Source organism: Marinobacterium stanieri, assembly GCF_900155945.1.
GTDB classification, from domain to species: domain Bacteria; phylum Pseudomonadota; class Gammaproteobacteria; order Pseudomonadales; family Balneatricaceae; genus Marinobacterium; species Marinobacterium stanieri.
Map to the genome: position 1 here is coordinate 848,762 of NZ_FTMN01000001.1, position 12,500 is coordinate 861,261.

At 59.6% G+C, this 12,500-nt stretch carries 8 protein-coding genes; 2 read left to right on the forward strand and 6 right to left on the reverse strand.

Annotated elements, in window-relative coordinates; genetic code table 11:
- The first annotated feature begins 315 nt into the window (after positions 1–315).
- Together BW956_RS03905 and BW956_RS03910 are read left to right on the forward strand one after the other, a co-directional pair.
- Positions 316–5,106: an NAD-glutamate dehydrogenase gene (locus tag BW956_RS03905; protein WP_076460983.1), complete on the forward strand. Its 4,791-nt coding sequence runs from the start codon at positions 316–318 to the stop codon at positions 5,104–5,106.
- Positions 5,107–5,197: 91 nt separating this feature from the next.
- On the forward strand, positions 5,198–5,404 hold the full coding sequence (locus BW956_RS03910; RefSeq protein ID WP_010324589.1) for a hypothetical protein: 207 nt from the start codon (positions 5,198–5,200) through the stop codon (positions 5,402–5,404).
- A 50-nt stretch (positions 5,405–5,454) separates the two neighbouring features.
- Here the strand turns inward: BW956_RS03910 and BW956_RS03915 are convergent, their stop codons facing one another.
- The 6 genes from BW956_RS03915 to BW956_RS03940 all read right to left on the reverse strand — a co-directional run bounded on the left by BW956_RS03915 (position 5,455) and on the right by BW956_RS03940 (position 12,494).
- On the reverse strand, positions 5,455–5,985 hold the full coding sequence (locus tag BW956_RS03915; protein WP_076460987.1) for a retropepsin-like aspartic protease family protein: 531 nt from the start codon (positions 5,983–5,985) through the stop codon (positions 5,455–5,457).
- 71 nt (positions 5,986–6,056) lie between these two features.
- The gene (locus tag BW956_RS03920) at positions 6,057–8,423 is read right to left on the reverse strand and encodes a DNA polymerase II (RefSeq protein WP_139327119.1); all 2,367 of its coding nucleotides are present in this window, start codon (positions 8,421–8,423) and stop codon (positions 6,057–6,059) included.
- Positions 8,423–9,415, reverse strand: coding sequence for a diphosphomevalonate decarboxylase (gene mvaD, locus BW956_RS03925; RefSeq protein WP_076460991.1), 993 nt, complete (start codon positions 9,413–9,415; stop codon positions 8,423–8,425). The genes BW956_RS03920 and mvaD overlap by 1 nt, the downstream gene beginning before the upstream one ends.
- The gene (locus BW956_RS03930) at positions 9,402–10,343 is read right to left on the reverse strand and encodes a mevalonate kinase family protein (RefSeq protein WP_083702917.1); all 942 of its coding nucleotides are present in this window, start codon (positions 10,341–10,343) and stop codon (positions 9,402–9,404) included. The genes mvaD and BW956_RS03930 overlap by 14 nt, the downstream gene beginning before the upstream one ends.
- A complete protein-coding gene (locus BW956_RS03935; RefSeq protein WP_076460995.1) occupies positions 10,321–11,328 on the reverse strand; it encodes a mevalonate kinase family protein in 1,008 nt (335 codons plus the stop codon). Before BW956_RS03935 ends, BW956_RS03930 begins: the two co-directional genes overlap by 23 nt.
- Entirely contained in the window at positions 11,328–12,494 is a 1,167-nt protein-coding gene (locus BW956_RS03940; protein WP_076460997.1) for a hydroxymethylglutaryl-CoA synthase, read from the reverse strand. The genes BW956_RS03935 and BW956_RS03940 overlap by 1 nt, the downstream gene beginning before the upstream one ends.
- Positions 12,495–12,500 lie beyond the last annotated feature (6 nt).

The window sequence follows — 12,500 nt, forward strand, 5'->3', positions numbered from 1 at the left end:
CGCAACTGCGAAAAAGCAGGTCGCATACGAGAAACCAAAACGGCGGCGAATTCTATATCGGCGCCGTTTGCTTGCCTACCAGTCGGTAAAGAAAAGTCGGAAACAGAGCACTACAAACGATTGAATAGTCGCTTCAGGTAAACAGAAAGCTGATAACTCAGCCGGCATGCAGCCGGGATTGACAACAAGGTGTAATTTTCAAAAAAGTGCGTCGTATTTCGACAATAATTTTGCGCTTGCCTCCCCTAGAGTAAAGCATCCCCAGAGTCGTTCGGGGCTTTCTATATCGTTGCATAACGGGAGTCGCGCAAAACCATGAACGCCGGTCTGAAAACAGGAACACATCAGGCACTGTCTCCGCTGGCCGAACACCTCAACAGCACCTTCCCTGCTGCTGAAGCCGAATCTATCCAGCAATTCGCCCAGTATTTTTTCCAGGTGTCCACCTCGGAGGAGCTGGACCAGCAAAGCCCTGAACAATTACTCGGGCCACTGCTGTCGAGCTGGGAGTTTGTGCAACATTATGACCGCAGCGCTCCCAAGGTTCGCCTGTTCAATCCGGACCTTGAACAACATGGCTGGCACAGCAGCCACACCGTCATCCAGCTATTGTTCCCCGACATGCCCTTCCTGGTGGACTCGGTGCGTATGGCGCTGAACCATGAACAGATCGGTATTCATGACATTTTCAACACGGTGATCCCCAGTTGCCGCCAGGGTGACCAGCTGGAACAGTTGGCAGCCGACGGCGACGACGAGTCGTTCATCTATCTGGAAGTTGATCGCCAGACCGACCCCGAGCGCCTGCGCCAGCTACGCTTGCGCCTCAGTGAACTGCACACGCTGGTTGCCGCGGCAGTCAATGATTATGACGCCATGCGCCAGCGTGCCTCGGAATTGGCCGAGCAGCTGCGCCAGTGCGACGATGATAATGCCCGTGAAGCCGCCGATTATCTGGACTGGCTACAAGCCGACAACTTCACCTTTATTGCCTGTGACCAGCTGAACTTCAGCCTGGAGAACGGCCAGCTTATTGCCCAGCGTGAAGCCGGTCAGGAACTCGGCACCCTGCGTCTGGAAACGGAAGAGGAGCGCAACCGCCGCTTCAATCGCCTGAGCGAAGATGAGTGTCGTGCCATGCAGGACGATGCTCCGCTGCAACTGGCCCGTTACAGCCGCCGTTCACGTATTCATCGCCCGGCTTATCTGGATCTGGTGGTGATCAAGCGCTATGACGATCAGGGACAGGTCTGCGGTGAATACCGCTTCTATGGCCTCTATACCCTGCCGGTCTACAGCGAGCGCCTTGAACGCATCCCGCTGCTGCGCCGCAAGCTGTCCCGCCTGCTGGCCAGCAGTGGATTCAATCCACAGGGCCACAGCGGCAAAACGCTGGTGCAGATTCTGCACGAACTGCCCCGTGACGAGGTCATGCTGGCGTCCGATGACGAGCTGATGCAACTGGCCCGAGGCGTGTTCGGCCTGCAGGAACGCCGTTGTACCCGCCTGCTGATGCGTCGCGATCCCTGTGGCAAGTTTGCCAGCTTCCTCTATTTCGTGCCGCGCGACAGCTTCAACACCGAGCTGCGCCAGCAGGTTCAGGGCATGCTCGCAGACGCCCTCAACACCCGGGAAATCGACTTCACCACCTATTACAGTGAATCCATTCTGGCACGGGTTCATTTTGTCGCCCGCATTCAGCCGGAAGCGCTGAACGCGCTGGATTTTGCTGCCATTGAGCGTGATGTGGTTGCCGTTTCCCGCTCCTGGAGTGATGACCTGCACCAGGCGCTGATCGACGAGTACGGTGAAGCCCGCGGCAACAGCCTGTCCAACCGCTTCCGCTCGGCCTGTCCGCCGGCCTACCGCCAGCACTTCAGCCCGGCCAAGGCCGTGTTTGATCTGGGCCACCTGGAAAGTCTGAACAGCGAACGCACCATTGGCATGAGCTTCTACCGCCAACTGGAACAGAGCCGCGATGAACTGCGCTTCAAACTGTTCCAGCGCGATACGCCGCTGGTACTGTCCGATGCCATCCCCGTGCTGGAAAACCTGGGCATGCGCGTACTCGGTGAACACCCCTACCGCCTGGATGCCGCTGACGGCAGCGCCTACTGGATCCATGACTTCACCCTGAGCTGCCCGCAGGCCGACAGCATCGATATCAATGAAGTACGCGATATCTTTCAGGATGCCTTTGCCGCCATTTGGTCCGGCAAAGCCGAAAATGACGCCTTCAACCAGCTGGTGGTCAGTGCCGGCTTGAGCTGGCGCGAAGTGGCCATGCTGCGTGCCTATGCCCGCTACAACCAGCAGACCCGCTTCGGTTTCAGCCAGAGCTACATGGCCACCACGCTGGTACGCCATGCTCATCTGGCGCGCCTGCTGGTCGCCTTCTTCCGTGCCCGTTTCGAGCCCGGACGCCAGGGCAGCGAACGCTCCAGCGCCGTGAGCGAACGTGTGCAGCAGAGCATTCTGGATGCGCTGGAGCAGATCGAAAATCTCAGCGATGACCAGATTCTGCGTCGTTTCCTGGAGCTGATGCAGGCGACCCTCAGAACCAACTACTTCCAGCTGGGCGAAGGCTGTCAGCCGCGGGACTATATGGCGTTCAAGCTCAGCCCCGCTGCTATCGCCAACATGCCCAAGCCGCGCCCGGCCTTTGAGGTCTTCGTATACTCGCCGCGCGTGGAAGGGGTTCACCTGCGCGGCGGCAAGGTTGCCCGTGGCGGCCTGCGCTGGTCAGACCGACTGGAAGACTACCGCACCGAAGTACTGGGTCTGGTCAAGGCACAACAGGTGAAGAACGCCGTCATCGTGCCGCTGGGTGCCAAGGGCGGTTTTGTTGCCAAGCAGCTGCCGATCAATGGCAGCCGCGAAGAGATCCAGGCTGAAGGCGTGGCCTGCTACAAGATATTCATCAGTGCGCTGCTGGATATCACCGATAACCTTGAAGCCGGTGCGCTGGTACCGCCTGCCGATGTGGTGCGTCACGATGACGACGATCCCTACCTGGTAGTCGCGGCCGACAAGGGCACGGCGACCTTCTCCGATATTGCCAACGGCATCGCGGCCGAACGCAACTTCTGGCTCGGCGACGCTTTTGCCTCCGGCGGTTCCCAGGGTTACGACCACAAGGGCATGGGCATCACCGCCCGCGGTGCCTGGGAATCGGTCAAGCTGCACTTCAGCGAACAGGGCCTGGATACCCAGAGCGAAGACTTTACCGTCATCGGTATCGGTGACATGGCTGGCGATGTGTTCGGTAACGGCATGCTGCTGTCGGAGCACATTCGTCTGGTCGCGGCGTTTAACCATATGCATATCTTCCTGGATCCGAACCCGGATGCCGCCAGCAGCTACGCCGAACGTCAGCGCCTGTTCAACCTGCCCCGCTCCAGCTGGGAAGACTACAACAAGGATTTGATCTCCAACGGCGGCGGCGTTTTCTCCCGCTCGGCCAAATGGATTCCGATCAGCCCCGAACTGCGTGAACGCCTGCAGATCGATGCCGAGCGCCTGTCTCCCAACGAGCTGATCCGTGCCCTGCTCAAGGCACCGGTGGACCTGATCTGGAATGGCGGTATCGGCACCTACATCAAGGCCAGCCATGAGAGCCATGCCGATGCGGGCGACAAGGCCAGTGATCCCCTGCGTGTGGATGGCCAAGAACTGCGTTGCCGCGTGTTCGGCGAAGGCGGCAACCTGGGCGCCACTCAGCTGGGCCGTATCGAGTTCTGCCGTCAGGGTGGCCGCGCCAATACCGACTTTATCGATAACGCCGGCGGTGTGGACTGCTCCGACCACGAGGTCAATATCAAGATCCTGCTCAACGAAGTGGTTGCCGAGGGTGATCTGACCCTGAAGCAGCGTAACCAGTTGCTCAAGGAGATGACCGACGAGGTTGCCGAGCTGGTGCTGCAGAACAACCGTGATCAGGCGCTGGCGATCAGCCATGCCGAGCATCACTGCCGCCAGGCCCCGGATACCTACATTCGTCTGATCCATACACTGGAGCAAAGTGGTCGTCTGGATCGTGCGCTGGAATTCCTGCCGGACGATGCCGAGCTGGATGCCCGCAAGGCTCAGGGTGAGCTGCTGACCCGACCGGAGCTGTCGGTGCTGATCTCCTACAGCAAGTCACGCCTTAAGGAAGCCCTGATTGAGTCGTCATTGATCGACGATGAGCATATCCGCGCAACCTTGCTGACCGCCTTCCCGCCCAAGCTGCGCGCCGCCTATCCCGAGGCACTGCATCAGCATCGCCTGCGCCGCGAAATTCTGGCCACCCAGCTGGCGAACGCCCTGGTCAACCAGATGGGCATCACCTTTGTTGACGAGCTGCAGCAGAGCACCGGTGCCGATGCGGCCGACATCGTGCGCGCCTGGATCTCTGCCCGCGACAGCCTCAGTGTATCCAGCCTGTGGCAGCAGATTGGTGAACTGGGCAGCCGGGTAGCGCCGGAGCTGCAGCAGCAGATGCGTGCCAGCACCGTACAACTGATGCGCCGTGCCACACGCTGGTTCCTGCGTCAAAACACGGCAGGCCGCAGTACCGCCGAGCTGGTACAGGACTATGGTGCAGGCATGGACGCACTGCTGGCCCTGTTGCCAAAGCTGCGTGACCAGCTGCCGGGCCTGGAAGGCTGTGACACCCTGACCGCACTGCAGGCGGCCGGCATCGAACCCCAGACGGCTATCGAGCTGGCGGCGATCGAATTGCGCGACCAGCTGCTGGGAATCGCGGTTGTGGCCAACCAGAGCCAGCAGAGCCTTGAGCGCACGGCTCAGCTCTATTTTGACCTGATTCACCGCCTGGAGCTGCCGGCGTTTGCCGCAGCGCTGGGAGCCTACACGGCCGAAACGCACTGGCAGGCGTTGGCGATTGAGGGTCTGGAAGACCTGCTTGCCAGCAGCCCGCTGGCAATCTGCCAGCAACTGCTGAGCAACACGGACAGTCCGGCTCTGGATAGCTGGCAAACACGCAACGCCGTGCTACTGGAGCGTTGGCAACAACTGTGCAAGGAAATCCGTGGACTGGAAGGCGATATTGCGCTGTTCAGTGTAGCGGCCAGTGAGCTGAAGGCTCTGTCCAGCAGTAGCTGACCTGCTTTGATTGAAAAACACCCCGGTCGCAGCACGCGCTGCTGCGGCCCTGCCCATTAAAGACGAACCTGATTTATTTCGAGACCCTGTTATGACCGTTTACAACAACCATGTTCATGCCGATCATCTGCTCACCCTGAAACAGGTCAGCGCATCCAGCTGGTGGGTATTGCGTACCGACCTTCCCAAGCATGGCCACCGCAGCACAACACCGCGAGTTGTATTCTTTGGCACCACCGAAGCCCAGGCTCGGGAATGGCTGGAATCCCGCGAAGAGCCTTTCTTTCTGCAACAGTGAGTCTGCAGCAGTAACCCGGATTATCAACAAGGCTGAGCCGGCTTAAGGGTTCAGCCTTCCGGTACTCTGAGGGTCAGCTGTCCATCACGCTGCATCAATTCCAGATGCTGCATGAAGCTCATGCCCAGCAGCACGGTATCGTCCGGCATAAAGGGGTTGATGCTCGCCTGTACATTGCGCAACTCGATACCGCCCAGACGGACGCTGTCGAGCTGGGTCGCGTATACGCTGATGACCCCGTTGGCGGTCATGGTTTTTTGCTCGCGTCCGCGCTCCAGTCCCAGATCGCTGGCCAGCGATTCAGGCACGCTGACGCGGGTGGCGCCGGTATCAAGTAGAAAGGTAACGGTCTGGCCATTGATCTGCCCGGGCGCCACATAGTGCCCACTGCGGTTGCGATCCAGCACCACTTCCCCACCCAGGGTCGCCGCCATGTTGAGATCACGGTTGGGGTTACGGCGATCGGCTATATAATCGCTAAAGAATACCGCCAACAGTGCCAGCAGCACGATCCAGGTCATGTAGTGCATGCCTTTGGCGAGGCTGCGGCGATTCTGATCGGGGTCCTGATGTTCAGCCATAGTGGTTTCCTGCGCTCTTTATCCCTGAGACCACCCAAAGGGTGGTTTTGCTCCCTGACGTTGGATGACGATCAAAACAGATCGATCTGAGGCGCCACCAGTTTGGCAAAGGATTCGCCGAGAAACGGCAGAATACTATCCGCTACCGGCAGCAATTGCTTATCCACATAATGCTGATAATCGATGGGCGAGCGCAACAGCTCTTCAGGCTCCGGGCCGTTTACTGTCATCAGGTAGGCCACGCTGTCCCCCACGGCATAATATGACGGCAGGCCCTGTTCGCGGCGGTGGTTTTCCAATTGCTGGGCGGCACGCACGTGGGGCGGCCGGTTGCGCGTGTAGGCTTCCAGTGGCTGGCGGATACGACGACGGTAGACCAGCTCGGCATCATGCTGACCGGCAAAGACAGCCTCTACCCGCTGCTTGAGCATGGCGTGCCAGGGCTCATCATGGAAAATCAGCGCATAGAGCTCCTGCTGAAACTGGCGTGCCAGTGGCGTCCAGTCGGTACGCACCGATTCCAGCCCGCGAAACACCAGCTGCTCCCCGTCGCTGTCCCGCTTGAGGCCGGCGTAGCGTTTCTTGCTGCCTTTTTCGGAGTGGCGCATGCGCGGCATCAGAAAACGGCTGTAGTGTGCTTCGTATTGCAGCTCCAGCGCCGAGTCCAGATCAAAGCGCTCTCGCAACTGAGTACGCCACCACTGATTCAGCTCCCGGGCCAGCTGCTCACCATAGGCATGGGTATCCCGGCTGGTATCGGGCCAGTCATCGCCCAGCCAGACAAACACGGAATCGGTATCACCATAGATCACGGTATGGCCCCAGGTCGCTTCGATATGCTCGGCGGTCTGCTGCAGTATCTGATGGCCACGCAGGGTGATGGAGCCTGACAAACGTTGATCAAAGAAGCGGCAGACTTTCGAGCCCAGTACGCCGTAACAGGCGTTCATCTGGATCTTGATCGCCTGCGACAATGCCGAGTTGCCGTCCTGTTTGGCCTGATCACGCGCCTGCCACAGCCGCTCGATAATACGAGGCAAGAGTGCATGGCGACGATCAAAGATGGCGTGGTGAAAGCCCGGCACCAGTGCCTCGGAAGGGGCATCGCCGCGCGTGCCCAGTGCCAGCCCCAGGGGATCGATCTGAAAACTGCGGATAATGCTGGGGTACAGGCTTTTGAAATCCAGCACCAGCACATGGCGGTATAACCCCGGTCGCGAGTCCATGACAAAACCACCCGGCACCTCAAGATCACCCTGCCCCGATGCGTACTCCGGGGCCACATAGCCGGCACGGTGCAGGCGAGGCAGATAGAGGTTATCAAACGCCTGGGAGGAGCCACCTACCTTATCCAGCGCCAGCCCGGTCAATCGTGCCCGCTGCAGCAGGTAGGGCACCAGCTCGGCCTTGTGGAAAATATCGGTTACCAGATGGCAGTCTTCCAGGTTGTAGCGCGCCAGTGCCAGTGGCTCTTCCCGATACAGACGCTGGATCTCTTCACCACGGTCACTGGGGTTGTGAATAAGCTTGCCACGCCCGAGTAATTCGCGGGCAACAAACTCCAGTCCATAACGTTCGAAGTGCCAGGTGGCGCCCTTGAGGGTATCGATACCATCCAGCACCAGACGTCCGTTCAGGCGGGCAAACCAGCGCCCGGTCTGGGACTGCTCAACCCGCAAGGGTTGATCATCTCGGCCCAGACAGAGCCTGATCCCCAGTGTGCGCGCACGCTGTTCCAGCACTCGCAGGTCAAAGCCGATCACATTCCAGCCGATCAGCAGATCCGGGTCCATGCTCCGCACCTGCTGCATCAGCGCCTGTAACAGGGCGCGCTCACCGGCACAGGGCAGGATCTGCTCGCCAGCCGCTATCGGGCCATTAAACAGCACTACTTCCTGATCACCACATTGGAGAGCTATGGATAGAATGCGGTCGGCTCTGAGAGTGGTTTCGATATCCAGCGACAACATGCGCAGACCGGGAATGAAATCATCACGCACCAGCCGGGTGTTGGCGCAGGTGGAGGACGCTCCCCCGTCCACAGTCTGACTCTGGACAACCCGGGCCCCGGCGAAGATGCCCCGCTCGATCAGGTATCGATCCACCGCACGAATATCTTCTTCCATCAGGCCGATACCGGCCTGCTGCAGACGGCCCAATGCCTCATGCCAGTCGGCCAGGTTACTGGCGTAGAGGCCTGAAACCGGTTCATGAGCCAGTGATTGCAGGGAGAGTGGGCGCAGAGAGCACCCTTTGAGGTCGCTAATCAGGGGCTCCGCGGCAGCGCAATCGTCGGACCTGATGAAAGCCACCGACTGCTCGCCGTCAATCAATACTTCCTCGGCCCCTTCTGCCGTGCGCAGCCAGTAGCTCAGTTGCAGACGGCCATCGACGTCCCGCTGGCGCCGTGTCAGCGGCAGGCCGACCAGCGCCGCCATCAGTTACCGAAGGGCTCGACGGTTTCCAGGGTAGGGAAATGCTGCAGCAACTCGGCACGATCGTGTTGCTGGAACAACAATTTAAGGTTGGGGCCGGCATCCATGGTGAAGTAGACCTGCATGCCCTGGGCACGCAGCTGCCAAACTTTTTGCATCGCTGCCACGGATTCCGGCTGCCAGTACAACAGCGGCGGCCAGGAGGCGATCATGGTGGCATGCATGGACAGGGCATTCTGCTCGGCCGTCTGGCCCAGCAGCTCAAAATCACGTTCGGCAATGGCCTGCTGCAGCTTGCTCAAATCCGCTGCCGCCTGCAGTGGCCAGCTCTGGTACAGATGTGCGGTTTCCACCGTACGCTGCATGCCGGAGCGGGAGTCGGTGGCTTTTTCACCGGCGTCAATCTCCACCAGCCCGATACAGAAGCCGGGCCAGGTCTGCTCCAGTTGCACGCCATGACTGTCCAGACCATCTTCGCGCACACCCATCTCCCACTCGACAAAGCCGGTAAAAAGGGAGCGGCAGGCGCTGCCGCTGCCCATACGTGCCATAACGGAAAGGTGCTCCGGTGGCAGATCCAGCGCCAGAGCATCATTCATGGCCAGCGTCAGGGCGGCAAAGCCTGATGCCGAAGAGGCAAGCCCTGCCGCAGTCGGAATATTATTGCGGGTATCGACCTTGAAGTGCAGGTCCTGATCACGGCGAAACAGGTCAATAAAGGCGCTGACTTTCTGGCTGAAGCGGCTGCTCGGCAGCAGCTGGTGGCCATTCAGCCAGACCTCGTCGACGCCATTTTCGACCGGTTCCACGCGGGTAAAACTGCCCAGATAATCCAGCGAGATGGACAGGGATGCATTGACCGGCAGGTTGAGTGCCTGATCCCGCTTGCCCCAGTATTTGCACAGGGCGATATTGCTGGGCGCAAAGTGCTCCACAGAGGCCGAAGCCGCCGTTACCTTCGGCAGTAGACGCTCAATCACCTCAGTCTTTTTCATAACGGATCTCCACCCCTGTTGCCGCTACCTGAACCGGAATCGACTGCCAGGGCAGCTCCGCATTGACCTGCCCCAGCGCCAGTACACAATCCCCCAGGCCTGACCCGGAAATTTTCACCCCTTGCACGCCGGCTTCAGCGCGCAGGCGATGGATCATCTCAGCCAGGGTCGCATCGCAAACCCCCAGCGCGTCCATCAGTCCCTGGTAGATATTCATCAGTTCACCCAGTGCCTGCCAGTCCCAGTTATCCACAGCCCGTTCGGCCGCCAGACAGGTTTGCCCCATCAGGCGATACAACTCGGCGTAGAGTGCAGGCTGGCGAGCCGCTTTTTGCTCCACCAGTTGCAACACATCCGGGGTCTTCATCTTGTAACCACTATAGTAGAGCGAAATGGAAGGCAGGCCAGCCAGCGGACGTATTTCACGCGGCTGCACACGGTAGGCGATCACACCGCCATGGATGCTGGCCGCCAAGTCAGTGCCGGAGCCACGCCCCTTCTGCACCTGGTGTACTGCAGCCAGGGCGGTATCAAACAGATCAGAAGGCGCTGTGCTCTGACTGGCATAGGCTGCCAGCGCAGCGGTGGTTGCAGCGGTGACCGCCGCGGACGAGCCCAGGCCGACGGTATGGGAAAAACCGGAGCGAATAGACAGCTCAAAGCCTGTGGCCAAATAGGGTTGATAGCGTTCGACAACGGCCAGCACAAACGCCAGTTCCGACATGGATTCAAGCGAGTCCAGTGAGCCCGTGTACTGCCCCAGCTCACTGTCAATCTTGACCAGACGATCAGGGCGCGGGGTGAGGCTGACGCTCAAACGTGCATCCACGGCGCAGGCCAGTGCCAACTCACCAAACAACACCGCATGCTCGCCCATCAACATCAGGCTGCCGGGCGCACTTACCTCAATCCTCGAGTATGCGGACACCTTGTTTATCCTCTTTCAAAACACCCCAGTGCCAGTCCGGCTGCAGCGACAACTGGGCCGGCGTCATGCCGGACGGCAGCAGCAACAGCATCAATCCACCCTGGTCACCGGATACAGCGCCAGCACCACAGACCTTGGCTGCGCCACCCGCCTGTTCCACCTGCTCGGCCAGGCGCTGCAAAGGCGCCGGCACCACTCCTATACGGGTCAGCAAACGGTGGTTAGCACGGATAGGCTCCAGCAGGCTTTCACCCTGCATCAATGCAGACTCAAAGGCTTCAGTGACATCACGGAACTCACCCCAGATTGGCGAGTCCGCAAAGTTTCGGCGTACCTGATCCACACAGGCTCCTGTGCTGGACGCGGGGGTACCGGTAAACAGCCAGTAAAAGCCGTCCCCCAGCCCCTGTTCCGGCAAGGCCAGAGATTCGACCTGCTCGCCCTGCACCCGCACCGCACCACCGGAACAGACTGCAGCCGCATCAATAATACTGCCACGGCCATGTTGCAGGCGCTCACAATGGCGTACCTGACGAATCAGCTCGTCTCGGTCATCAAAGTGGCCAAACAGCTTCAGCAAAGCGGCAATCAGGGCTGCCGAGGAGCCCATGCCGGCACCGATGGGAATATCGGAATCGATGCTCAAACTGCCCTGGGGGCGTACGTCCAGACCGGACAGAACCCGTGCCATATCCACCGCATAAAACGCCAGCTCTGCGGGTTTCTGCAGGATGCGGGTAATGGGTAATTCGCCACGCAGGTAGCGTTCAAAGTGATTATCGAGGCGACGGCGCAGGCTGGCGAGTTTATCCAGCCCCAGCACATGGGTACGTTCCTGGGTGTGCCAGCTCAGGCGTGGCAGACGGTCGGGGCGGTAGTGGATCCGCATGTGACGGTCCACCGCCAGGGCCAGAGCCGGTGAACCGTAGACCACCGCATGTTCACCGCTGAGGATGATTTTCCCCGGCGCGCAGGCGGTGGGCATCAGCGTGGCACGTATTCGCGTTTGTGATGGCTGATACCGGCCAGACGGAAGTGGCCTGTGGTGCCTTCGTCAAAGCGGTGTTCGCCGCCATCGTCCGGTATCTGATTTCGGTACAGCTGCAGGTATTCGTCGTGACTGATCTCCTGACGCGCCGCCAGCATGTCACGGTGACGTTGCAGATGCAGTGCATCACGATAGCCCGGTACAACCGTGCCGGAGAAAAACTCGCCTACACAGCCGGAACCATAGCTGAAGAAACCAATACGCTTACCTGACAGGTCGGCGTCGGTATTTTCCAGCAACGAAGTCAGGCCGATATACATGGACGCCGTGTAGCTGTTACCAATGGTACGGTTGTACATCAGCGTCTTGTTGATCTGGCGTTCCTGCTCCTCTGCACTCAAACCCGCCTTGGTATGACGCACCAGCTGCTGATGAGCTTTTTGCGCCATACGGCTGAACGGCAGGTGGTAGCAGAAATGCGAGAAGTCGCTGAAATCCAGCGGGCTCACTTCACGGAAATGATCCCAGGCTTTTTTCAGCGCCTTGAGATAGATCTTGGTGGAATACTTGCCGTCGACCAGTGCCGTAGAACGGTAGTTGGGACGCCAGAAGTCCATCACGTCTTCGGTGTAATTGCCCACTTCAGGATCAATGCTGACCAGGCGCGGGTTGGCGCTGATCATCATCGCCACGGCACCACACCCCTGGGTTGCTTCACCGGGGGTATCCAGATCGTAGCGGGCAATGTCGGAAGCGATCACCAGAACTTTGCTGTCAGGCTTGCGGGCAACCAGCGCACAGGCCATCTGCAAGGCGGCGGTGGCGCTGTAACAGGCCTGCTTCATCTCGACCACACGGCAGTTGTCACGCAGTCCGAGCAGGCGATGCACATAGATGCCGGCCGCCTTGGACTGGTCGATACCGGTTTCGGTCGCGAACATCAGAGTGCTGACCTGGTCACGGCCGTTCCCTTCTACCAGCGGCAGGGCCGCGTTGGCAGCCATGGTCACCACATCTTCATCCGGTGCCGCCATGCCCATTTTCTCTTGCCCGATGCCGGTGTAGTACTTGTCGGGGTCCGTCCCCTGAACCTGTGCCAGCGTTTTCAGGTCGAGAAAATAGTTGGAGGTGTAAAAGCTGATTTCGTCAATACCAACGGACATAGGTGA